Origin of the sequence: Saccharopolyspora phatthalungensis, from assembly GCF_014203395.1 — a bacterium.
GTDB lineage: Bacteria > Actinomycetota > Actinomycetes > Mycobacteriales > Pseudonocardiaceae > Saccharopolyspora > Saccharopolyspora phatthalungensis.
The window spans coordinates 1,306,508-1,330,984 of record NZ_JACHIW010000002.1 but is presented as its reverse complement, the minus strand read 5'-3'; the positions used below and the strand labels follow the sequence as shown (position 1 = coordinate 1,330,984).

Sequence of the window (24,477 nt, the reverse complement as noted above, 5' to 3'; positions counted from 1 at the left end):
CACCTGAGACAACGCTGCCGTGGCGGTGGTTGTGGTGATGCCGTGACGAAGGGCACGCCGTTCGGGGAGGGTGCATCGCACCCATTCGCACCCTCGCGATCGCGATTAGCCTGGTCGGCGTGGAACGGGACAACAGGCTCGGTGATTATCTGCGTGCTCGCCGCGATGTGACGACGCCGCGGGATGTCGGGTTGCCCGATGACGGCTCCCGGCGGGTGCCGGGGTTGCGGCGGGACGAGGTGGCGCTGCTCGCCGGGGTGAGCACTGACTACTACATCCGGCTGGAACAGGGCCGCGAGCGGCACCCCTGCGAGCAGGTCCTCCAGGCGATCGCGCGGGCGCTGCGGCTTGACGACGCCGCGGCTGCTCACCTGTTCCGGCTCGGCTTGCCCGCTCTCGCTGGGTCCCCGGTGCCGACTACGACCGTCAGCCCGGATCTGCTGCGGCTGATGGACAGCCTGCGCGACGTGCCCGCGTTCGTGGTCGCGGCATCCCAGGATGTCTTGGCCGCCAACGCGATAGCGGAGGAGCTGTACCGCGGTTTCGCTCGCTTCGACAACCTGCTTCGGATGATCTTCCTGGACCCCTTCGCCCGCGAGTTCTACGGGGACTGGGACAAGGCGGCCGGTATCGCCGTCAACAACCTGCGGGCCTCGTCGGCGCAGCTCGCCGCCGCCGACGAGCGCATTGAGCGTCTCGTGGGCGAACTCAGCGTGCACAGTCCGGCCTTCGCGACATTGTGGGCACGTTACGAGATCCGCCCGCGCACACACGAGGACAAGCATTTCCGCCACCCTCGGGTCGGCGAGCTACACCTGCACTTCGAGGCGCTGGCGGTCACCAGCGCTCCCGGACAGCACCTGTCGGTCTACAGCGCGAAGCCCGGCAGCCCCAGCGGCGACGGCCTGATCCTGCTACGCCGGCTCGCCGAGCAGAACACCTCTTCGGAGAAGGGAAACATTCACTCATGACCGAACCCATCGCCCACGCCGCCGGACGCTTCGAGATCGCCGGCAAGAAGGTCGCCCGCCTCGGCTTCGGCGCCATGCGCCTCACCGGACTCGGCGTCTGGGGCGAACCCGACGACCGCGACGAGTGCGTCCGGGTCGTCCGCCGCGCTGTCGAACTCGGCGTCCAGCTCATCGACACCGCCGACTCCTACGGCCCGCACATCAGCGAGGAGATCATCCGGGAAGCCATTCACCCGTATCCCGACGACGTGCTCATCGCAACCAAGGCCGGCCTCACCCGCAACGGCCCCGACGTCATCGAGACGGATCAGGGGATGGTGCGCCTCGGCCCCAAGGCTTGGCCCCCGGTGGACGCCCGGAATACCTGCGGCAGCAGGCCCTGATGAGCCTGCGCCGGCTCGGCCTGGACCACATCGACCTCTTCCAATTACACCGCATCGACGCGAAGATCCCGCTGGCAGAGCAGGTCGGTGAGCTCAAAAACCTCCAGGACGAAGGCAAGATCGTCGCGATCGGACTGTCCCAGGTGACGGTCGGCCAGATCGAGCAGGCACGCGAGATCGCCGACATCGTCACCGTCCAGAACCGCTACAACCTCACCGACCGCAGCTCCGCCGCCGTGCTGGACTACTGCACCCGGGAGGGCATCGGCTTCATCCCCTGGGCACCGGTGGCGGCCGGCGAACTCGCCCGCCCGGGCGGACCGGTCGACCGCGCCGCAGCCGCACACGACGCCGCCCCGTCCCAGATCGCGCTCGCGTGGTTGCTGGCTCACTCCGAGGTCATGCTGCCCATTCCCGGCACCTCCAAGCTCTCGCACCTGGAGGACAACATCGCGGCAGCGAACCTGCGCCTGAGCGCCGAAGAGATCGACGAGCTCACCGACGCCGCGCTCCTGCACCAATCGTGACCAGCCAAGAGCTCAAAGGGCAGGTCCGTCAGCGCGCGGGTTCGTATGCGATCGGAGCTACCGAACGCGCGAACTCGATTAGCGCGGTGCTGACCTGCTCTGGAGCTTCCTGCTGCGTCCAATGACCGACGTCAGGTAGGACCACGGCTTCGCTTCGACCCACCACGAGCTCGTCCAGCCGCTCGATTGCGTCCCGCACTCCAGGGAAGTTCAGACACCTGTCCTGTTGGCCCACCAGGTACAAAGCGGGACAACGAATCACACCGTTGTGCAGGAAGGCGGTGAGTTCCCAGTTGCGATCCATATTGCGATACCAATTGAGGGCGCCGCTGAAGCCGGCCGAGAATTCGGCCGCATAGGCCTCAATATCGGCCTCGGTGAGCCAGGCAGGAAGGTTCGCGGGCTCTGAATAGATGTCGAGATATGTGCGACCAGCAGGGACGATGGGCGCGGGTGGCCGGGAATGAGCCCGGGGCTGGGCCGACTTTCGGGCACCGCGAAGCATCAGCCGGAAGGTCTTGCGCGGGTCCGCGCCGAGGTCCGCGTCTGCCGCACCCGGGCGTTGAAAGTAATTGGTGTAAACACCATCGCCGAAAGCTTCGACCATATCGGCGAGTTGCGACTGCGCACCACGGGGCCGGTACGGCAGGCTCATGCCGACCACCCCACGTACCAGGTCCGGCCGCATGAGCGCCGTATGCCACGCTACTTCCGCACCCCAATCGTGACCGACGACCACCGCCGCTTTCTCATCGAGAGCGTGCAGCAGGTGGATGACATCGCCAACCAAATGCATAATGGAGTACTTTTCCACGGCAGTGGGATGCTCGCTCTGGCCGTACCCGCGCTGATCCACCGCTACCGCTCGAAACCCGGCCTCGGCGAGTGCGTTAATTTGATGGCGCCATGAATACCACGCCTCCGGAAAGCCGTGTAAGAGCAGCACCAGCGGCCCGGTACCGGCTTCGGCGATATGCAGGCGGACGTCACCCGCCTGAACGAGTCGATGCGTAACCGAATTCATTGTTATTGGTCCCTAGTGGTCGGACTACCAGGTGACGGGGAACCGATCGAACCCGCCGATTACCGTTTCAATACGGCGCGGCAAGGCTTCGCAGGCGCGCGCCGGTTGCATGGTGGGGAAACGTCCGAACAGTTCTGTCAGCATCACGTCAAGTTCGACTCGCGCCAGCTGCTGCCCTAGGCACTGGTGCGGGCCGAAGCCGAAGGATGCGTGCCGAACTCGGCGGCGGGTTGCGTCCATCGCTTCGGGATGGGGACAAAGAGCCGGATCTCTGTTCGCGGCGGGGAGAAATGCTACCACGCGTTCCCCTGCCTTGATCTCCTGATCGCCAAGCGTGATGTGCTCGCGGGCCACCCGGTCTACGCCGTACTGAATGACCGTGATGTAGCGCAGTAGTTCTTCGACGGTTTCTGCGCTTTGCTTCGCGCCCGCAAGAAGGTTGCGGCGTGCCTCCGGGTTCTGACTAAGCACGGCTACGCTTTCGGTGACCATCCCGGTGATGGTCAAATATCCGCCCATCAGCAACGTCACGGCCAAGTCGGCGAGCACGACATCGGCGAATTGCCCGGTAGCGATAAGCTCGTCAAGGAGGCCGCCAGTGGGTGCGCGCCGAATCTCCTCGATCACCCGGGACATATGATCAAGGGCTTGGTCCACGACTGCCCGGCTTTCCTCCGCCGTCTGCCCTCGACGCAAGAGACCTTCGATTATTTCTCTAAATTCAGAGCGAAAAACGGGGAGAATGCCAAGTATTTCATGAATAACGCGCTCTGGTACCGGCAGGGCGAAGGTTTCGATCAGATCGGCTGATCGGTTCTCTCTTTTTGAGAGCACGTCGAGTTGTTCCCGGGCGATTTCGCGAATCCGGGGCTCCAGCTGCTGGATCCGGCGGGCAGAGAATGCCTTGTTCAGGGGCTGGCGGTACCATCCGTGTTGGGGTGGGTCATTATGCAGCAGCCGACCGATCTTGCGCTCCTCTTCGGACCAGGAAGCTCGATGCATCGGCTCATCGCCGGCGCCGAACCGGGCGTCCGAAAGAATCAACCGCACCTCTTCGTACCCCTTGGCAAGCCAAACCTTTTCACCCGTTGCGAGGGTTACTTGCTTAACTTGTTCGCTCCAGGAGGTAAGCGCGGATAAGGACTCCTCCGAAAAGTCGAATGAAGCGGTTTCAGGTTGTGTGGATGCGTTCGTCATAACCATTTCCCTGTCTGATCGCGGCGCGGACGGCCTTACCGAAATGGTCGTCTACTTGCCCGAAGGTCACCCAGTCTTCGGTGGTGAACGAGTAGGTTGCTCTGGTCATATACCAATCAACGTGAAAGTCGGCACAGCGCGCGAGCCATCGGTAATGCTGACTGAGCGGATGACCGGGATCGTCGGCGACTCGATGCATGTGCGCTATCTTGCCGCGCACTTCGGACAGCAAGTTTTGAATCGCTCGCAACTCGTCGACGTGTTGTTCCTCGACCAGGAGGGTGACCGTGTTGACCTGTCCGGCATGCATATCGTCGTCGAGATTGGCGATATCGTTGCTCACTCGGACACACCAGCCGAGGTCTAGGCAGCAAGATCGATAACGGTCGACTTCGATCGGGTCGATATCGTGCGGCGTATTGGTCATCATGGCGCTGAGCAACAGTATTGGAGTGCCTACCGCATAGCTGCCGTTCGCGAGGTGTTGGTCGAGCGTCGGCGTAGATTCGTCGTTTGCTCGCAAGTTGCGATTTACCAGGTGGCTTCGCAGAGTCTTCGCCAGCACATCAACGAAGATTTCCGCACACTTCGCCGATTGTGCCCGACGCACGGCTCCACCCATGCAATCCGCGAAGCAGGAGATGGTCTGCTCGACAGCGGAAAGCCGGCCGGTCGCACTCGCCGAAGCGCCATCGTTATCCAGCGCGCCGGAGTCGCCCTTCGCAGATCCCCGCTGGTCCGGGATGACGTTGGACGGGGTGGGAGTTCTGGCCTCGGGTACGGCGGAAAGTTTGGTGACACCTAAGCAAGCGTCCGTAAGATCTTGCAAGGCCGTTTCGGTAAAAATTCCCGACTCGTCATCTATGATGTCGTCATACATGAATAGCGTGAGACATTGGGCGGCAAACTCGCGTACCGTCTGATTGAAGGCGCCCGCAAAGGTGTACGCGGCAAGCAAAGATGACCAGGGAAGAGCCGCACTACTCCGCGAGAGCTTAATATCCGGACGGGCGCGCGTCCACTCGTCAAGGTACCGGTACACGGCTACGGCCGCTTCGCATTGCTGAAGCGGCCAACGGGCGGTACGTGTCGAATCTAGCTCACCGAGAAGTCCGGTCACAGAACAGGTCAAGTCAGCGGGTTTGTTGCCGTTGTCCACGCGGGCCTCGAAATTCAGGTAAGAGCTGAATAGGGCAGGTAAGAACTGGATAGGTTGTTCGGGTAAGAACCGAAGGGGTATTTACCGACACGTGTTAGATGGTGACGGTAGGTAGCCGCACGGTGCCGGTCAACGCGAGACCGGACGGGGCGAGCCGGAGGGGCAGACGGTAGGGCATGAAAGGGCATAGTTGGCAGGCGCTGGTTTCCGGCACGCGCTACCGTCACGCGCAGGGCCTGCCGTCCTCTGTGGCCCGCTCCGACTCGCTGCGCCGCTCGCTCGTGGCGAGCGATGCCAGTACCTCGACGCGCGGCCCAGTGGTGTAGTAGTCGTTGAAGTCTCGTTGCATCGCAAGGCTTTCCCGCTCCAACCTGGACGCGCGGTGGAAAGCTGGCGAATATGGCGAATCGGGAGTTCGGTCGAGAACTGACCGATGTGGTTCGTGAGTTGGTGTTGTGCACCGAGTCGCCACATGTGCGAGGGCTGATCAGGAGCGGTCCGAATGGGACACGCGGTCTTAAGCAGTTGGTGCCTCTACGGATAGTCGCATCCCCATGCCTCGCGAGGCACGGGGATGCCGGACCAAGAATGCGCTAGGTCGCACGACTCCTTAGGGCGTCACCGCCGCCAGACAATGCGCGCCTAGCCGACCCAAAATGTGCCACCGGCGGCCCCGAGGCCGTTGCCAGCGTTGTTGCCGGCGTTGCTGCCTGGGTTCCCGCCGGAATTGCCGGGGTTGCTGTTGTGGTTTCCGTGGTCGTGGCCTGAGATGGGTTGGACCACGTGCTGCGTAGCCGCTACACCCAACGAGTCGTTCACGGCAGCGGAAGCGACGCCGCCGAGTCCCAATGTCAAGAAGGCCGCAAGCACCAAGCCGACCACCGCGCGTGCATCTGTACGCATCGGAAAATTCCCCTACCATAGTGCAGATAATTTGCCAGCGGACCGAGCTCTGACTCCTCGTCAGAGGCGGGGAAATGCGGCGCTCGAACCGACACTAGCGGCAACGCCCCGGGAGCGACGGGCATTCCCGCATGGCCGTGATTTTTCCTAAGTTGAATTGTCGATCGTCGGTTCGATTTCCGGACGAAATCCGCGCGGCGTGGTGACCAAAGTCCCGCTATTGCGAAGGACTCATTGCCCGGAAGTACGCTTCGCGCCGAGGTGATCATAAAATGCCTGGGCGCGGCCGGGTTTGCACACCGGTGCGATGTCATCCTGATGTCGGAGCAGGGCGTCCACCGACTGCGATGGCGCCTGACGCTTCGGCGTGATCAACGCTACTTCCGGCATGACCGGCGCGAACCCGGCGCCAAGTCATACCTGTCGCCTTTGTTGTTCTTAAGGACACGCGCACTGCCGCCACCTTCGTGCTGCGCCGGATTCCAGGTGCACATACGCTGCCCCCTGATGCCAACGATCTGGGGGGTTGGATAAGGGGATCTGGGGGCTATGAGCTTGTCCGGGCATCGATCTCCGCATGAACTCCGAGCCCATTAGAAAAGGAGGAGCTAGTGCTCGATACGACGCAGCGATTCAGCTCTGCCGAGCTCGATGTCCAGCGCGTGGAGTTCTTGCCTGCACGCACTGTGCTGACGACGTTCCCGTGGGGCGGCTTCGTGATCAACGGCGGTGACGGCGGCAACGGCGGCGGTACCGGTGGCGGCACCGGTGGCGGCGACGGCGGCAATGGCGGCCCCTTCGGTCACGGCGGTCACGGCGGCAACGGCATCGGCGGCAACGGCGTCGGCGGTAACGGCGTCGGCGGGCCGGGGGGCCCGGTGTTTTGATCCGTCCCGGCATGCGCGGCGGGCCCGTCCTGCCTGGGCGGACCCGCCGCTTTGTGCCGGGCACGGGTGCTGCGCGAATTCGAGGACTACTGCTCCCTGGAGCCGGACCGGACGAGCGTCGTCCGGTAGCCGAAGGTGTCGCCGGGATGGGAGTTGGCCTTCGTGTGGCGGCAGGTAGCGACGTCGTACCAGGGCACAGTTCGCCGTAACGGCGCCGCCAGGCGTCTGCGGGCGCACGGCTGTCACGCGAGGTGCATTTCGGATGCGAATGACAGATGTGAACAAATGTGACGCCGCAGACGCATGCAAGGTCCTGAGGCGCTGTCTTTTCGAAATCTTTATGCTTGCCAGAATAGGTTTTCTGGCACCCTTGGTGGTGGCAGCACGGGCTCGGTGTCGGGGTCGGGGGTGCTGCGAGGAGCGCTTTACCTGCGTCGGGGGTAGGTGAGGCGCTCCTTTCCTATCCAGGTCGTGGTGACCACGACCGACGCGGCTGGCGTCGTGCAGCCGATGATGGCCGACCCACGACTGCGCAAGATTTCCTTCACCGGTTCGACCCGCGTCGGCAAGCTGCTGCTCGGCCAAGCTGCCGAGCACGTCCTGCGGCCCGCGCAGCGGGGGTGGACTTTCGGCACTTGGTCGCAACCGCCTTCCACGCGGAACGTGAAGGCACTGGCCCGAAGATTAGATGCGACGGTTTGTGGTGAACCTGACCCGCTGCCAGGGGTTTGCGCAGCAGCACCGTCATGTCCCTGGAAGGCGACGCAGTCGGTCTCTTCAGGAACACGAAACTTAAACGGGAGTCGACATGGCGAAAGCAGAAGTCGGGTACGAGCGCGATATCCGTCCGCTGTTCCGCGAGGAGGACATCAGCTCGATGTCAATCGCGTTCGATCTCGCGTCCTACGATGACGTGCGTGCCAACGCCGACGCAATCCTCGCGCAGCTCTCGGATGGGACGATGCCCTGCGACGGACCTTGGCCGGAGGAGCACGTCGAGCTCTTTCGCAGTTGGGTAGACGCTGACTGTCCGGCCTGAGGGAGGCTGCGGGGTCTCCTACGACGTGGCATCTCTCAATGCCTGAACGTAGCTCCCGCCCACTGCATGAACGGGAGCTACAGATAGAGCAGGACTAGGTTCTGGGCCTAGCAACTGCGGCTAAATGGGTTGAGGTTTAGGGGATGGGCTTGGAGAAAAGGCCGGAGGTGCTCAGCACCAGCCGCCCCAGCCCCAGCCCCAGCCGCCCCAGCCGCCCCAATTGTTGCCCCAGCCCCAGCCGCCCCAGTTGTTGCCCCAGCCGCCCCAGCCGCCCCAGCCGCCCCAGCTGGTGCGGTTTCCGAAGCTGGTCCGGCCGAACACTGTGCTGATCTTCATCGTGATCCCTCGCAATTCTGAACAATGCAATGGTTTTCTCGGTTTTCCGTGTCAAGCGTGTTGTGCGATTCACCAACACCGGCGCACTTCCGGAACGCGTGCTGACGCACCATGGCCGAAGTGCGCGATCAATCCCTCAGCGGGGACGCAAGAAAAGCGCCCCCATTACCGTGTTGTAGTGCATCTACCACCCTAAGGCCGAAGGCCTGCGCGTAAAGGGGACTTTCGCCCCTAATTCAATACGTGATCTTCGATCACAAGACAGGACAAGCACTTCCGCCCGTCCTTGCAGCCGCCGCTGGCTTCCTGCCCAGCACAGCGCCGCGAGTTCACCCGGCTTACCCGTAGTGCGGCTGAACCGAGACGGTGGATTGATTAGTAGCACCAACTGAATCCGAGCTGAACCCGTCGGCTCATACCTCCTTCGTCGTGGAACCCGGACCATGAACGTGCGGCGGAGTTCGACGCGCAAAGACCTAACAGGACAGATCGGACTGTCAGGAGGAGCGATGGGGAGGAGACCCAGCACACGCGATCCCACCGGCATGGTGGACTGAACACACGCCAGCCCCTGGCTTCGAAGCAGACACATCGACCAAGCGGCGTGACGATGGACGTCGTTTGCTGGCGCGCCATCTTCGCCGTCGTCGAATGATGCTCTTCCGCCAGGGTTTTCAGCGTGTGGACGACTCCATTCGCCCACTGCACGGGTGAGTTGGTAGCCGGGAGATGGTAGCCGTCTCCCGGCAGGTAGGTACTACTTACCGATGCCCCGATACCGCGCACCGCGGGTGGCGGCGAGGGTGGTCGGACGACTTCTATGGCGCATCAGCCGGTGTTCCCGCCGGAGTTGCCGGGATTCCCGTTTCCGTTCCCCTGGGGCTGGAGCTGGATCACCTGCTGCGTTGCCGCCACACCCAACGAGTCGTTCACGGCAGCAAAAGCGACGCCGCCGACTCCCAATGCCAGGGACGCTGCCAGCATCAAGCCAGCCAGCGCTCGCGCACCTGTACGCATAGGACAGTTCCCCTATCTTAGTGAACAAAAAATCACACACCGGATCGAGCTCTGACTCCTCGTCAGAGGCGGGGAAATGCGGCGCTCGAACCGACACTGGAGGAACGCGCCCAGGAGTGCCAGGCATTCCCGCGCGGCCCATGATTTTTTGGTAGCCGAATTGTTGATCGTCCGGTTCGGTATCCGGACAAAATTCGGCCAGTGCGGTGACAAAAGTCCCGGCACTGGCCAAGGCGCGGTGACAAAAGTCCCGGCACGCTATGGACTAATTGCCCGGAATTGGATCGTGATACCTCGACCGGCTGTTGTTCGTGACACATCGCCGTTTCCGCGCGATCGCCGTGCTATGCCGAGGTGTGCGCGGGAGCGGCGTTCTCGGCGGGCGGTGGTCGGCGAGAACCGCGACTCGCCGCGCCGATATGATCACAAATGATCTGGGCGCGGATGGCTTTCAAACAGCGGTGCGATGTCATCTTGACGTCGGGGCACGGTGTTTCCAGCAGAGCTTGATATTGCGGCGGAACTCGCCGGTGCTAACCGGCGTGTGTCGAAACGAGATCACTTTTCTTCAATATCACCCGCCGCTGTGACGGTGATTGAACTTCGTGGCCCGCAGGCCACCCATGACCGGCGCAAACCCGGCGTCGAGCCGTGCCTGGCGTCTTTGTTGCTCATGACGGCACGCCCCTTGCCGCCACTTTCGGGCTGCGCCGGATCTAAGGTGCACATACGCTGCCTCGTGATGCCAACGAAACTGGGGGTTGGATAAGGGGATCTGGGGGTTTCATGACCTTGTCTAGGCATCGATCTCCGCTTGGACTCCGAGCCCATAAGCAAAGGAGGAGCAAGTGTTCGATACGACTCAACCACTGAGCACTGCCGACCTCGTTGACCAGCGCATCGAGTTCCTGCCTGCACGCACCGTCTTGACGACATTCCCATGGAACGGTGGCGGTTTCGTGATCAATGGCGGCGACGGCGGCAACGGCGGCGGTACCGGTGGCGGCACCGGTGGCGGCCAAGGCGGCAACGGCGGCACCTTTGGCCATGGCGGTCCCGGTGGCAACGGCATCGGGGGCAACGGCTTCGGTGGCAACGGGATCGGTGGTCCTGGGGGTCCCGTGTTTTGATCGGTCCCGGCAAGAGCGGCGGGCCCGTGGTAACTGTGCGGACCCGCCGTTTCTGCCCAACACGCGAGTGCTGCCCGAGGGTCCCGGAAACCGCCGACCTGATCCAGCATGGCACGCGAGGTGTTACCGCCAGCGCGGGGCGTGGCCAGCGCAGCGGTTGTGTCAGTCAGCGAGTCAATACGGATCAGCGCAGATTCGGGCCACCGGCGCCACCGATGCCGTTGCCGCCGTGGCCACCGTCGGTGCCGTGGCCGAATGCACCGGCGGCACCAACAGCGCCACCGGCACCACCGGCGCTGCCGGCGGTGGCGCCACCGTTGCCGCCCTTGCCGCCATTGACGACGAAGTCGTTGAGTAAGCCGTGACCGAACGAGAACATCGACATGACCGTGCGCGCGGGCAGAAACTCCACGCGGTGCTCGGCCAGTTCGGAAAAGGTCAACGACTGAATCTTATCGAACACTTGGTCCCCTTGTTGGATGATCGGGGAATCTCTTGAATTTTGACCCAAACTAAATCGTAGACCGCTATCCTCTTTTTTCAATACCTCCGGATTAGTTGACATCAGGATAGATTTGAAACCGAGGCGGACCGAAAAGCCCATAACGGGAGCCGCTTCATGCGAGAGTGTCCGGACCGTGCGGCCTTTAAGGGCCTTTAAGGTGTGCCCGGAGTCCCGCACTGATCAGGACCCGGCTCTTGGTTCGCGGACGGGCCAGAACGGCACCATCCGACTCTCGTGTCCGTTGTCGGGCCAGTGGGATTTGTAGGCTTCGGTCAACGCCTCGCCCAGGTCTGCCTTGCCGGTAGGCCGCCCGTCGGCGGACCGGTGCTCGAATTCGATCCATCCCCGGGTGCTGGGCCGGAAGGTGACCACGCCGCCGCCGTCGACGACTCTGCGGCCGGTCACCAGCCGCCCGTCGCGGGTGCGGAACAGATTCTCGGCCGGCACCAGCACCCGGCTTCGGCCAGAATCGAGCACCTTGCCCGGAAGCTCCGGGGGAACACCACCACGAATCGCCAGCACGGTCCATCTGTCATGGAACATCCCGATGCCGCGTTGACCGAGCATCCGGGCGAACCGGTCGAGTCCGAGAGCGCGGCCGTCCCAGAGCTGGATCGCCTGGTGATCCGGGGTAGTAGTGGCCAGGATGAGGCTCGCGTCGTCGTAGAGCTGGTAGGAGTGGGCGGCCGCGACCGCCCCGGCCGTCGAGGTACCGGGGGCGGGCAGCAACATCGAGTTGTGGGGCAGGTCGATCGTTTGCGTGCGGTATTCGGGATCGTTGGAGCCGGTGTCGCGCCACGGCCGGGTCGCGGCGAACAGCTGCATCAGTTGCGTCTGGGCGGCGTGACTCAGCGGCAGCAGCTCCAGGAATTCCAGGAAGTGCTCCAGCCGCGCCTGATCGTCGAGTCTTGGGTCCTCATGGCCCAGCAGATCGGGCTCGTTGATCCACCGGTCCAGTGCCGGGTAGATCGTGGGATCGGTGGCAGCCACGATCATCGCCGCGCTCAGCTCGGTGCGCACCTGCCAGATGGCGGGGTTCAGGCTCCCCGCCCAGAGCCGGAACTCCGTGCGGTCGTGGCCGTCCTCCCGGTCGAGATGAAACTGCACCGCGTCGTGCTTGTTCGAGTTCAGGTAAAACACCGGTTCGTAAGCGGTGACGGTGTCCCAGCCCTGACCCTCGGTGCCTAGGTCCACCGGAAGCGGCATGGGGCCTGACCTCCAGAGGTTGCGGTGCGCGCCCCCGTCCCCGCTGCCCTGGACGTTGCCCAGCCGGTACAGCAGCGCTTCGGCGCTTTTGATCAACTGCGCCAGCCGCACATAATGCCGCGGAGTCAATGGCCAGTCGAAACTGACGTTCACCTGGCCCGCGCAGTTCCGGGCATCGCCGCCATACCTGCGTGCCGCCGCCAGCACCCGGGCCACATCATTCCAGGCACCGGCACGCAGAATCGGCGAGATCACCTCCACCTCGTGGTCCAGGTCCTCCTCGATCAGGGCCCACTTCCCGCCGGCCACCACGGCTTTGGCCTCATCCGGACCGAGCAGGCTCGATGCCGCGTCCTCCCAGTCCAAAAGCCCCTCGTCGTCCAGATGGGCCCCCAGGCGTTCCAGCTGCGTGACGAAATCGCTGGCGGGGAGGTGGAATTCGATCTCGAACCCCATACGCACGTCGGGCCTCGAACTCACCCCGCCCGGCACACCGCGGGGGAAATACAGGACCGGATCACGTCCCTGGGCCATAGTCTCGCGCGCCCGGTCGTACACCTGCCGCAGCATCCGGCGCCGGGCATTGCGCAACGCCCCTTCCACGGTCCTCGACCGCGGCAGCCCCGCCCGCATGCTCGTCAACTCGGCCGGAGTCCACTCCCGCCGCTCGGCCAGCATCCGCCTCGTCCGCTCCACCTGCGGACGCACCTCGGGATGGAAATCCGGGGGCATCGTCGCCAGATGCCGCTGCATCCGCCCGGTCAGCTCAGTGAACTCCGCGACCGGATCCGGCACGGAATCCACCGCAGCGGGCAGACCGGAAGCCGCCACACCCTGGCCCGGCGGTCCGGAACCCACAAGGGATTCCGCCTCGCCGAGCGGCGCCTCGGCGGGCTCTGGCGGCGGCGCAGTGGCCGGCTCCGACGCGGTGGTCGGCTCCGGCGCATCCCGATGCGCGTGCGGTGACTCAGACGCCTCGGGTTCCGCAGATCGCCGGACCCGCCGACGCTCGGGAGCATCGGCTGAACCGGAGTCACCTTCGGAACGCTCGCGCTTGACACCACGAGTCCCGTCTGCGGCGGGGGTCTGCGTAGCGCGGGGTCTGGAGAGGTCGGCATTGTCGTCGCCTGCCCACCTGATCACCGGCTCCGGGCGCGCTTGCTCGGGGTAGTGCGGCGGGGCCGAGTTGGTCAATGCGGCCCGCAGCTCCGGACCACGGGAGAACAACTCCTGCCCGTCGGCGCCCAGCAGCGACCAGTGGCCGGTTCCTCGGCCGTCGACGAACTCCGGCAGCATCCGTCCGTCGTCTGTCAGCACCGTCTCGGTGGCATGCACCGCACCGTCCCTGGTCTGCCACACCCCGCTGGCGTCCGTCGTCCACACCTGCGTCCGCAAGCTCGTCGCGAACTGCTGCGAGAACGTCGCCTCACCCGGTTCTGGTCGGCGTCGGGCCCCGCATCCGCACAACGCCGCCAAACTCGCCGCGAATCGCTGTGAGAACGACGCCTCACCCGGCCCCGGTCGCCGTCCGGCACCGCATCCGAACAATGCCACCGGCAACCCCGCGACAAAACGCCGGTCCCGCCATATCCGCTCTGCGGTCTCCTCGGGTCCGACCTCCCGGTCCGGCCAGCGCGCATTCCCTTGCCGGGTCACGTGCACACCTACCACCTGCACGCCCGGCAAATCCGAGGCCAACGCCACCGCCTCGGCCGCCACCGCGCCCTCACCCGGCGCGAAGACCATCAACGGCGCCGGACTCGCCAACCGCGTCACCTCCGCCGGTGGTTCCACCGCCAGCGGCTCCCGCCCGTCGTCCCGGAACAGCATCCATTGTGGACTGTCTCCGGTGTTCGTCCGTGCCAGCACATCCGTGCCCGACCGCCGTGCCTCGGCCACCGATTCACCGGGCACCGCCGTGTGCTCACTGCCCAGCACCACCAGTAGCCCGTCCCGGTCCGGTGAGACCGCCGCGAATCCGGGCGACCTCGTCCATGCCGGGTAGGCGATCACCTCGTCCGATCCGCGTACCGCCAAGACGGCAGGCAGAGACGGAATGGTTGCCGCCAGTGCCGCGACCTCCGCCCAGGCGCCCGTTTCCGCCCGGCCGTCGTGGGAGAGGCGGAAGGCTATCCGTTGGGCCATTCGGTCCCACAGGTCTTGCATGGCCATTGCCGAGGATGTGTCGCCCTGCCTTGGGCGTTGCCACACACCGCTCAGGATGGTTCTGGCTCGTGCCTGCAGATCGGCCACCCAGCCGGCGGAAAGTGCGCTCAACGCGCGTTCGGCCTCCTGGAACTGTTCGTTCCAGCGCCGGTGCAAACCGGCGATCTCGGTTTCCGTGACCTCAGCGGGCCGAGCGGGGCGAGCAGCGCTGGAAAGGGCTGCGTCGCGTTGCCGGTCGACCGCCGCGATCGCGGCGGCGACCCCTCCGGCGTTGCCGTAACTCGGCGGGGAATCCCGCTCATAGTGCGGCAGGATTTCCAAGGGCTCGTCGGGGTCACGGACACCCTCGGGCCGCTGCCAGTTCAGCTCCGGTGTCACGTTCCGCAGCCGGTCCATCACCTCATCGGCGTGGAACGCTGCCTGCGGGTAGCCGTCGTAGACGTATACGGGTCGGGGCGGCCCACCAACTGGGCGCATGCCTTCGGCGAGTGCTCTGGCGTACCAGCCCGGAAGAGGCACGCCATCCTCCGACTCCGTCACGATCACCACCGCTCGTCCGATGTGCCCGCCATCGGCGCGCCGGAACTGCGAGGAACGTTGCATGCGAATGCCCAGCCGAACAGGTTCCGGTAACTCAAGCACGCCAGTTCCGTTGCGTACTCTGATTTGTCCGTTCCGTACTTCCACGAAGACGAACAGCGGGTCCGGAGCGAACTCGGCTACCGCGCGCCGCAGCATGGGCCCGTCCCAGGTGCGCTCCAACGAGCCCCATCCGGTCCAGCGCGGGACGACGTCCGTTCCCGCCGGGAAACCCACGGCGTTTGGCCCCGACTCCAGGTCAAGACCGATGTGCAAGGTGTGGGACTCCAATTCCTCCCGCGGCGGGGGAGGCTGGTGCATTCGGTCGGGCGTCAACAGTCGCAGGCCGGACTCCACAACACGCCCGCCTTCCGGCATGGCGAGCCTGTCTGCCCGAATGCTGCCTTCTGCGATGTAGACGGGTCGGTCGGCGTAGGGAGTGCCCAGCAGTTCCGAGGCGAAGGCGGCGAGGTCCGTCATCGCGTCGGGGTCGTTCTGCACCCCTACTGTGACGATCACGACCGGCCGTCGCCAGTCTCCTCGGGTAGCCTCAAGGTATTCCGGATTTCGCGCCAGCATAGAGCCCAGAAGTGCCGGGTTTACCTTACTTTCCCCGCTTGGGGCGATGAAGTTTTCGTCCTCCCTGCTGGTAAGGACGACAATCGGCTGTTGGGGGCTGCGGTACCCCAGTTCCGACAACAGCCGGGAGATCCTGAATGGACGAAGCTGGTTGGGAACCTCCGCGTGGGCGCTGCCCAGCGAGGAGACGAGCAGCGGCCGCTGCGCATCGGCCGCACCGGCGGGGTGCGCCAGCAGTGCCGACTGTGCGGAGGGCGCTTCGACCAGGGCGTATGAGCGCCATCCGGTCTCGGTCTCCTGTAATTCGCCCATCGACAGGAAAACGGCCCGCCGGATCCCGTCGCCGCGCAGTCCCTCGGCCAGCGATCGCGCGTCGTGCTCGGTCAGGCCGGCGGGCCACTCGTCGAACACCACTACGACAGGGCGGGCCGGGTCGTCGCTGACGGATTCCCGGAACTCCGCACTCCTGGCCACGCTCGTGCCGAAATCCCACGGCCCGATTACCCGCGTCGCGTCGGTCGACGGATCAACCACGTGGAAACGTCCGCGCACCGACCGGGCCACCACAACCAATGGACTCCGGTGGCCGGCCTCGGAAACAACCCAGTCTTGGTCCACGACAAGCCATGGCGCCCCGCCCGGGTGGGGCGAATACCTCAGCATTGGCCCGAAGCCGTCGTCCGCGGACCGGCTCAGGCCGGCCACCGGGGACCAGCCCCGTGGCGGCACGAACCTCGGGGGATCCGCGTCGAGGTGGAGCACGGCCCCGCTGTTCGCATCGCGCTGCAACCGGAAATCCTGGTCGGTGACGAGAACCGCGCGATCCGGGTCGTTGCTCCGCACGCCGCGGGCGAACTCATGCGCGGCGTGCCGGCTGAGCCCGGTCTCGGCTCCCACCGTCACCAACAGGACAGGAGCGCCCGGGTGCGCAGTGATCGATGCCTGGTACGACGCGTTGCCCGCTACCTGGCGACCGAATTCGAAGGCCGACATGGTGCCCGACAGGGTGACGAACTCGTCACCCCATAACCGCGCGAGCACAACGGTCGTCGAACGCAACCCGAACCGTGGCGCACCGCTGACCCGGAAGCCATTCGACGACCACTGGCTCCACCAGTCCGCATCCGACGAAGTTCCCCCGGCCGCCAGCAAACGATGCGACGGACCGGGGGGAGTCAGCTCGCGCACCGACAGTTCGGCGTCGCGCAGGAGTCCGCCGACGAATGCGATATTCCTAATGTCAAACCGGATATTGTCGCCGTCATCGCGTTCCTCAACGGTAGCAAGAAAAACCGGGCCGTCGTGGCCGTATCGGCGTACTCCGCTGGCGAGTTCCTGGCGCGCCTGCTCGCTTAGGCCACGCCCGAAACCCGGCAGCACAGCGAACACAACGACGGACCTGCTGGGATTCGAGGCCGCTATCTCGCGGAATTCGCCAGCCACTCGCCGACCGAAATTACCGGCGGTCAGATCCTCGGCACGCCAGGTTCCGGGGTGGACGTAGGCGAAGGTTTCATCATGCCCCTGGCGCGCCAGCACCAGGATCGGTGATTCGTCGCGCACCTCTGCCAGCAGGCCGTCCAGGTCGGGCCCCGACTCGGCCCACCGCCGCCAAACCGACTCCTCATGGCTGTCTCGCGGATAGGCGACCGCGTCGATCACGCTTGAACCCACCGGTATCGCCAGCCGCAGTCGCGGCGACCACGGGTCCACGTGTCCGAAGAAGTGATCCCGCATTTCGACCTCGGGAGAGAGATCGGGGCCGGACGGCATGGTGTCCTGTTCGGTCACGTGGATCTGCCCGCGATGCCCCGCGTCGCGGAGGCTCTCGGCCAGCTCCCGCAGGTCCCACTGGGTCAGCCGGTGCCGTTGGTCCCTGGCGAATGTGCAGACGACGATCGCGCGGTCATCGTCCGGCGCGGCGATCCCGTGGGATCGCACATCCTTGACCACCCGACGAGCGAATTCGCGTGGGCTTACATCCTCGGTCTCCCACGTATCCGCGTCGGCGACGGTGAACCGACCTCGCGGTGCGATCCATGCCAGCACGATGATCGGAGAACGCGAGTCAACAGCCTCTCGCGCCGGACTCAGGTCCAGCGAATCCGATCCGGCCATCTGCTCGAAGTTGTTGCGACTCCTGATGTCCACGGGGTAGGCGATGGTGTTCTCTTGTGCGGAATCCAGCCGCAGCGCGAGCACGCTGGCTCGCACACCGGAGGTCAGCACGAGCCCCGCATCCTGCCCACGACCAGGCCGCGGCCCCACCGCGACCAACCCGAACCTCGAAGGATCGTGCGAGATGTAGCCCTCGGCCAGAAGGACCTGGCGGACTCTGTCCCCGCCGTCGTTGAGTCCTTCGGCGAATCGCTGGGTGAGCTGGTCGCGGCTGAGGTGCACGCCGAGTGCGGCGTTGCCGCCCAGGATGACCAGGACGATTGGGCCGTTCTGGTTGTGTGCGGTGACTTGCTGGTATTGCTCGGTGTCGGCCACCCGCTGCCCGAGCTCGCGTGGTGTGTCCAGGTGTGTGGTCGTGCCGCGAATCTTGTCGCTGATCGGGAAGGACTTCTCGGCGCCGGTCGCGGTCGTGCGTCTGGCCTCCACTACGACGATGACCGGCTCTCGATGCCCGTCGATCCCCATCTCACGCCGCACCTGATCCACATCCACCCGGCTACCCCGAAAACCCTTCCACCACCGCGACGACACCTCGTCGACCGGGTAGACCACGGTGTTTTCGGTTTGGCTGCCCAGCCGCAGCGTCACAGCCCGCGTGGCCTGCCGCCGCCACCGCGCACGCAACTCGGTTACGGTTGCCCGCCGTTGTTCGTCCCCCTGTTCCAGCCCCTGCTCAACCTGCCGCAGAACACTCGCCAAGAAGCGCACCTCCCGTCGGCGAGCATTCGTTGTACTCTCTGTCAGCTCCTGCACGAGGCTGTGCACGTCCGCAGCGGTCACCGTCGGTCCCTGCATCCGGCCGGTATCCCGAATCCAGTCCGCCACGAACCGAACATCGCCTGCGTCCGCGAAGACCGGCCGCCCGCCGAGTTCCTTGGTCAACTCAAGAACCACGTCGTCCGACCATCTGATCAACGGTCCGGGACGTGTGTGGTCGGCGTAGCGTGGTGGGGTCGAGTCGGTTAGCGCGGCCCGTAGTTCCGGGCCGGTTGAGAACAGTTGCTGTCCGTCGGGGCCGAGTAGTGACCAGTGGCCGGTTCCTTGGCCGTCGACGAACATCGGCAGCATTCGGCCGTCGTCTGTCACCATCGTGTCGGTGGCGTGCACCGCACCGTCGTTGGTTTGCCACACGTCGCTGGGACCTGTCGTCCACAGGTGCGCTCCCAAGCTGGTCGCGAGCCGTTGGGCGAACGACGCCTCACCTGTGTCTGGTCGGCGTCCGGCGCCGCATCCGAACAGTGCGACTGGCAATCCGGCGACGAAGCGCCGGTCTCGCCATATCCGCTGGGCGGTCTCCTCTGGTTCGGTTTGTCCGTCTGGCCATCGGGCGTGTCCGTGTGGTGTCACGTGCAGGCCGATCACCTGCACGTCGGGTAAGTCCGAGGCCAATGCCACGGCTTCGACGGCCACGGCGTCCTCGTCGGGGGCGAAGAACATCAAGGGCTCCGGGTGCACCGAACGCGCTATCTCCGCTGGCGGCTGTACCGGTTCGCTCCCGTCGGTCCGAACCAGCATCCATTGTGGACCTTCTCCGGCGTCTGTCCGTGCCAGCACATCGACACGCGACCGCCGCACTCTAGCCACTAATTCATCAGGCACAACGACGCGGTCGCTGCCCAGTACCACCAGTAATCCATCCCGGTCAGGGGAGACCTCTGCGAATCCCGGTGACCTCGTCCACTCCGGGTAGATAACCGGCTCATCCGACCCCCGCACCGCCAGCACGACAGGCTGGGCCGGAACACTCGCCGCCATCGCCGCGGTATCCGCCCATGCGCCGGTCTCCGACTCGTCGGGGGAGAGCCGGAAGGCGACCCGCTGGGCCATTCGGTCCCACAAGTTCTGCACGGCCATTGCCGAGGATGTGTCGCCCTGCCTCGGGCGCGCCCACACACTGCCCAAGATCACCCTGGCCCGCGCCTGCAGATCCGCCACATCATTGGCCGGCAGTCTGCTCAGCGTCCGTTCCGCCTCCTGGAACTCCTCGCTCCACCGCCGAGACACCCTCGCGATCTCGGCTTCCGTGACCTCGGCGGGCCGGGCTGGGCGGGCGGCACCGGACAGCGCTGCCTCGCGTTGGCTATCGGCCGCCGCGACCGCGGACGCGACGTCACCGGCACTCCGATAACTCGGCGGGGAATCCCGCTGATAGTGCGGCAGGATTTCCAAGGGCTCGTCGGGGTCACGGACACCCTCGGGCCGCTGCCAGTTCAGCTCCGGTGTCACGCTCCGCAACTGATCCAGCACGGCGTCGGCGTGGAAGGTCGCGTGTAGGTAGCCGTCGTAGACGTACACGGGTCGCGGCGGCCCACCGACTCGACGCAACCCTTCGGCGAGTGCTCTGACGTACCAGTCCGGAAGTGACGTACCTTCCGAATCCGCCACGATCACCACCGTTCGCGCGATGTGCCCACCCTCGGCGCGCTGGAACCCATCGGAATGCTGCATGCGGATGCCCAGCTCGACAGGTTCCGGTGACTCAAGCCCGGCTCGCCGGTTGAGCAGTACTATTCTTTCGTCCCGCACGTGCACGAAGACGAACAGCGGGTCCGGTTCGAACTCAGCCACCGCGCGCCGCAGCATCGGCCCGTGCCACTCGTAGTCCAACGAACCCCATCTTGCCCAAGGTGAGTAGACCCTTCGCGCTGGGAAACCCACGGCGTTCGGCGCCGATCCCCAGCCAACGCCGACCCGGAAGGTCGGGGACACCAATTCCTCCTGCGGAAGAACGGGCTGTTCTTGGTCATGCGTCAACAGTTGCAGGCCGTCCGGCAGGGTCATCCTGTCTGCGTGGATGTTGGCTTCCGCGATGTAGACGGGTCGGTCCGCGTTGGGGGTGCCCAGCAGTGTTGACGCGACCGCGTTGAGGTCTGTAATCGCATCTGGGTCGTTCTGTGCCCCTACCGCGGCGATCACGACCGGTCGTCGCCAGTCTCCGCGGGTCGCCGCAAGGTAATCCGGGTTCCGCGCTAGCACAGCGCCCAAAACTGCCGGGTTTATGCTCCTTCGCTCGCCCGGGGTGATGAAATCTTCGCCCTGCCTGCTGGTCAGGACGACAATCGGTTGTGGGGGTCCGTCATATCCCAGCGCCGACAACAGCCGGGATACCCCGTACGAATGGAGCCGTTCGGCAATCTGCGCGTGGGCGCTGCCCAGCGAGGAGATGAGCAGCGGGCGCTGCGCATCGGCCGCAGTGGCGGGGTGCGCCAGCAGTGCCGACTGTGCGGAGGGCGCTTCGACCAGGGCGTATGAGCGCCATCCGGTCTCGGCCTCGTGGAATTCGCCCATCGACAGGAAAACGGGCCGCCGGATTCCGTCGCTGCGCAGTCCCGTGGCCAGCGATCGCGCGTCTTGTTCGGTCAGGCCGGCGGGCCATTCGTCGAACACCACGACGACCGGGCGGGCCGGGTCGTGGCTGACGGATTGCCGGAACTCCGCGCTCCTGGCCACGCTGGTGCCGAAGTCCGAAGGCCCGAGTACTCGCGTCGCCTCGGTCGACGGATCAACCACGTGGAAACGCCCGCGCACCGGCGATGCCACCACCACGACTGGGTTTCTGTGCCCGGCCTCCGCAACAACCCAGTCCGTGTCCAGGGTGAACGGTGGCACCCCTCGTGGGTGGAACGGATACATCAGCACTGGCCCGAAGTTGTCGTCCGCGGGTCGGCTCGGCCATGCCGCCGGGGACCAGTTCTGCGGCGGCACGAACCTCGGGGGGTCTATGTCGAGGTGGAGCACGGCCTCGCCGTTCGCATCGCGCAGCAACCGGAAATCCCGGTCGGTGACGAGAACCGCGCGATCCGGGTCGTTGCTCCGCACGCCGCGGGCGAACTCATGCGCGGCGTGCCGGCTGAGCCCGGTCGCGGCTCCGATCGTGGCCAACAGGACAGGAGCGTCCGTGGAAAGCGCCGAGAACTGGTAAGGCGCGCTGAGCGCCGCCTGGCGACCGAATTCGAAGGCCGACACGGTGCCCGACGGTGTGACGAGCTCATCACCCCACAGCCGCGCGAGCACAACGGTCGTCGAACGCAACCCGAACCGTGGCGCACCGCTGACCCGGAAGCCATTCGACGACCACTGGCCCCACCAGTCCACATCCGCCGATGTTCCGGTTGCCAGCAAACGATGTGACGGATTGGCGGGAGCCAGCTCCCACACCGACAGCTCAACGGCGCCCGGACTGCCTCCGGCGAGAGCGATATCCCGAATGTCAAACCGGGTGTTTTCGCCGTTACCGCTTTCCACCGCCGCAGCAACATAAACCGGCCCGTCGTAGCCATTTCGGCGTATTCCGCTCGCGAGGTCCCGGCGTGTCTGTTCTCCCACGGCAGTCCGGTTAGCCGGCTGCACGGCGATGACGACGACGGGCCTGCCGGGAGTCGAGGCGGCTAGCTCGCCCAATGCGCCAATCAGGATCCGGCCGAATTCTCTGGCGCTCAGGCGATTGGTGGACCAGGTTCCGGGGTCGACGTAGGCGAAGCCTTCAGCAGGCTCCCGGCGCGCCAGCACGAGGATCGGTGATTCGTCACGCACCCGTGCCCGCAGCCCATCCAGGTCGGGCCCCGACTCCGCCCACCGCCGCCACTCGGCATCCTCATGGCTATTGCGGGGATAGGCGACCGCGTCGATCACGCTTGAACCCGCCGGTATCGCCAGCCGCAATTGCGGTGACCACGGGTCCACGCGTTCGAAAGACTGATTCATGACGGGATCGTCCGCGGGAGTGAAGCTGGGGCCGTGCGTCGTAGCGTCCTTTGTGGTCACATGAATCGGCCCGCGATGTCCCGCCGCGCGGAAGCTCGCGGCCAGCTCCTGCCGGGCCCGCTCTGGCAGCGCTTGCCCACGCCGTCCCCGGAAATACGTGCAGACGACGACTGGGCGGTCATCGTCTGGCGCGGCGATCCCGTGGGACCGCGCATCCTTGACCACCCGACGAGCGAACTCACGTGGGCTTACATTCTCGGTCTCCCACGTAGCCGCATCGGCGACGGTGAACTTACCCGTCGGTGTGGTCGATGCCAGCACGATGAGCGGCGAATCAGCCCCAATAGCCGCCCGCACCGGACTCAGGTCGAACGAATCCGAGCCGGCCATCTGCTCGAACTTGTTGAAACTGCTGAGGTCGGCGGGGTAGGCAATGGTGTTCTCGCGTGCGGAATCCAGCCACAGCACTTGCACGCTGGTTCGCACACCGGAGGTCAGCATGAGCCCGGCATCATGCCGACCACCAGCCCGAGCATCGACGGCCACCAACCCGAGCCCGGAAGGATCGTGCGAGATATAGCCTTCGGCGAGCAGGACTTGGCGGACACTGTCCCCGGCGTCGCTGAGTCCTTCGGCGAATCGTTGGGTGAGTTGGTCGCGGGTGAGGTGTACGCCGAGTGCGGCGTTGCCGCCGAGGATGACCAGGACGATTGGGCCGTTCTGGTTGTGTGCGGTGACTTGCTGGTATTGGTCGGTGTCGGCGAGCCGGTGTCCGAGCTCGCGTGGTGTGTCCAGGTGCGTGGTCGTGCCGCGAATCGCATCACTGACGGGGAAGGACTTCTCCGCACCTGTCGGGCTCGTGCGTCTGGCCTCCACAACGACGATGACAGGCTCTCGGTGCCCGGCGATGCCCATCTCGCGCCGGATTTGTTCCACGTCCACGCGGCCGCCCCGAAAACCCTTCCACCACCGTGACGACACCTCGTCGACTGGGTAGACCACGGTGTTTTCGGCTTGGCTTCCGAGTCGCAGCGTCACAGCCCGCGTGGCCTGCCGCCGCCATTGCGCACGCAACTCCGCCAAAGTCGGTCGCCGTTGTTCGCCGCCCTGTTCCAGCCCCTGCTCAACCCGCCGCAGAACACCCGCCAAAAAACGCACCTCGTACGGGCGAACTACTGCGGTGCTCTCGGTCAAGTCCTGGATGACGCGGTGCACGTCCGCGGCGGTCACCGTCGGCCCCTGCAACCGGCCGGTATCCCGAATCCAGTCCGCTAGTAGCCGAACATCCCGCGCATCCGCGAGGACCGGTTCCCCACCCAGCTCCCTGGTCAACTCAAGGACGTTGACAAGCCTGCCGCGCAACCGCTGCCCGCTACGCGTCTCCGGTTCACCCACACCATCCCGGTAACGCAGTTCCACCGCATCAGCCAGCCTCCGCACATCCTCCGCAGTCAGCCTCCGCCTACCGAACGACCCGCCATCCGCACGTCCAGTCGCGGCCCACCACCCGCTCAACAGATCGTCGAGCGGCCGTTCCACAGCGCCATCCGCCGACTGTCCCGCATCATGGTCGCCGCCTCGCCGCACTCGCGGTGGCTGGGGCCGCTGATTCCTGCCTTCCGCGAGCAACTCCTGAGCCCGCGTCAGGCTCACCCCGAACCTCACCGCCAACCTCATTGCCGAGGAGCGCACGGCGTCCTCATGAGCACGACGCGACTCCGGCGACGGCACTTCCGTAAGCCGCGCCCGTGCCCACTCCAGGCTCAATCCGTACGTCTCCGCCAAGCTCAACGCGGAGTAGGGCGTGCCCGCCTCATAAGCACGACGCAACTCTTGCCGCGCCGCTTCGTTGATACGGGCACGTCCTGCGGCGGCCTCGGTATCGCTGTCGTCCGACCATCTGATCAGCGGTTCGGGGCGTGTGTGGTCGGCGTAGCGTGGTGGGGTCGAGTCGGTTAGCGCGGCTCGTAGTTCCGGGCCGGTTGAG

At 65.4% G+C, this 24,477-nt stretch carries 16 protein-coding genes (1 of these 16 running past the window's edge); 7 read left to right on the top strand and 9 right to left on the bottom strand.

What is annotated here, in order from left to right:
- Positions 1-119 precede the first annotated feature (119 nt).
- The 3 genes from BJ970_RS32010 to BJ970_RS39715 are packed head-to-tail and all read left to right on the top strand — an operon-like array spanning position 120 to position 1,881.
- Positions 120-971, top strand: a complete 852-nt coding sequence (locus BJ970_RS32010; protein WP_184731177.1) for an MmyB family transcriptional regulator — start codon at positions 120-122, stop codon at positions 969-971.
- On the top strand, positions 968-1,354 hold the full coding sequence (locus tag BJ970_RS39720; protein ID WP_312864573.1) for an aldo/keto reductase: 387 nt from the start codon (positions 968-970) through the stop codon (positions 1,352-1,354). The genes BJ970_RS32010 and BJ970_RS39720 overlap by 4 nt, the downstream gene beginning before the upstream one ends.
- Positions 1,354-1,881: an aldo/keto reductase gene (locus BJ970_RS39715; protein WP_312864572.1), complete on the top strand. Its 528-nt coding sequence runs from the start codon at positions 1,354-1,356 to the stop codon at positions 1,879-1,881. Before BJ970_RS39720 ends, BJ970_RS39715 begins: the two co-directional genes overlap by 1 nt.
- Before the next feature lie 28 nt (positions 1,882-1,909).
- Here BJ970_RS39715 and BJ970_RS32000 read toward each other — a convergent pair whose 3' ends face one another.
- The 5 genes from BJ970_RS32000 to BJ970_RS31985 form a co-directional block, all read right to left on the bottom strand.
- Positions 1,910-2,905 (bottom strand): alpha/beta fold hydrolase, encoded by a 996-nt coding sequence (locus BJ970_RS32000; protein ID WP_184731175.1) that lies wholly within the window; start codon positions 2,903-2,905, stop codon positions 1,910-1,912.
- A 24-nt stretch (positions 2,906-2,929) separates the two neighbouring features.
- Positions 2,930-4,102, bottom strand: a complete 1,173-nt coding sequence (locus tag BJ970_RS31995; RefSeq protein WP_184731173.1) for a cytochrome P450 — start codon at positions 4,100-4,102, stop codon at positions 2,930-2,932.
- Positions 4,077-5,261: a terpene synthase family protein gene (locus BJ970_RS31990; RefSeq protein WP_184731171.1), complete on the bottom strand. Its 1,185-nt coding sequence runs from the start codon at positions 5,259-5,261 to the stop codon at positions 4,077-4,079. Before BJ970_RS31990 ends, BJ970_RS31995 begins: the two co-directional genes overlap by 26 nt.
- Before the next feature lie 223 nt (positions 5,262-5,484).
- Positions 5,485-5,610, bottom strand: coding sequence for a hypothetical protein (locus BJ970_RS39195; protein ID WP_281399657.1), 126 nt, complete (start codon positions 5,608-5,610; stop codon positions 5,485-5,487).
- 293 nt (positions 5,611-5,903) lie between these two features.
- Positions 5,904-6,164, bottom strand: a complete 261-nt coding sequence (locus BJ970_RS31985) for a hypothetical protein (RefSeq protein WP_184731169.1) — start codon at positions 6,162-6,164, stop codon at positions 5,904-5,906.
- A 611-nt stretch (positions 6,165-6,775) separates the two neighbouring features.
- Here BJ970_RS31985 and BJ970_RS31980 point away from each other — a divergent pair.
- The 3 genes from BJ970_RS31980 (at position 6,776) to BJ970_RS31970 (ending at position 8,090) form a co-directional block, all read left to right on the top strand.
- Positions 6,776-7,051 carry a hypothetical protein gene (locus BJ970_RS31980; protein ID WP_184731167.1) on the top strand — a complete coding sequence of 92 codons (276 nt, stop codon included), beginning with the start codon at positions 6,776-6,778 and terminating at the stop codon, positions 7,049-7,051.
- Between the two features lie 444 nt (positions 7,052-7,495).
- Positions 7,496-7,963 carry an aldehyde dehydrogenase family protein gene (locus tag BJ970_RS37345; protein ID WP_312864571.1) on the top strand — a complete coding sequence of 156 codons (468 nt, stop codon included), beginning with the start codon at positions 7,496-7,498 and terminating at the stop codon, positions 7,961-7,963.
- Entirely contained in the window at positions 7,860-8,090 is a 231-nt protein-coding gene (locus BJ970_RS31970) for a hypothetical protein (RefSeq protein ID WP_184731166.1), read from the top strand. The genes BJ970_RS37345 and BJ970_RS31970 overlap by 104 nt, the downstream gene beginning before the upstream one ends.
- Positions 8,091-8,261: 171 nt before the next feature.
- Here the strand turns inward: BJ970_RS31970 and BJ970_RS31965 are convergent, their stop codons facing one another.
- Together BJ970_RS31965 and BJ970_RS31960 are read right to left on the bottom strand one after the other, a co-directional pair.
- Complete coding sequence (locus BJ970_RS31965; RefSeq protein WP_184731164.1) at positions 8,262-8,426, bottom strand: hypothetical protein; 165 nt, start codon at positions 8,424-8,426, stop codon at positions 8,262-8,264.
- A gap of 828 nt (positions 8,427-9,254) precedes the next feature.
- Entirely contained in the window at positions 9,255-9,443 is a 189-nt protein-coding gene (locus BJ970_RS31960) for a hypothetical protein (RefSeq protein WP_184731162.1), read from the bottom strand.
- Positions 9,444-10,291: 848 nt separating this feature from the next.
- Here BJ970_RS31960 and BJ970_RS31955 point away from each other — a divergent pair.
- On the top strand, positions 10,292-10,573 hold the full coding sequence (locus tag BJ970_RS31955) for a hypothetical protein (protein ID WP_312864570.1): 282 nt from the start codon (positions 10,292-10,294) through the stop codon (positions 10,571-10,573).
- A gap of 184 nt (positions 10,574-10,757) precedes the next feature.
- Here the strand turns inward: BJ970_RS31955 and BJ970_RS38455 are convergent, their stop codons facing one another.
- Positions 10,758-11,177 carry a hypothetical protein gene (locus tag BJ970_RS38455; RefSeq protein WP_246471913.1) on the bottom strand — a complete coding sequence of 140 codons (420 nt, stop codon included), beginning with the start codon at positions 11,175-11,177 and terminating at the stop codon, positions 10,758-10,760.
- Positions 11,178-11,258: 81 nt separating this feature from the next.
- On the bottom strand, positions 11,259-24,477 hold the 3' end of the coding sequence (locus BJ970_RS31945) for a DUF8616 domain-containing protein (protein ID WP_184731160.1). Its footprint extends 14,162 nt past the window's final position; only the last 13,219 of its 27,381 coding nucleotides appear in the window; its start codon lies off the right edge, out of view — the gene reads right to left on this strand; the stop codon is at positions 11,259-11,261.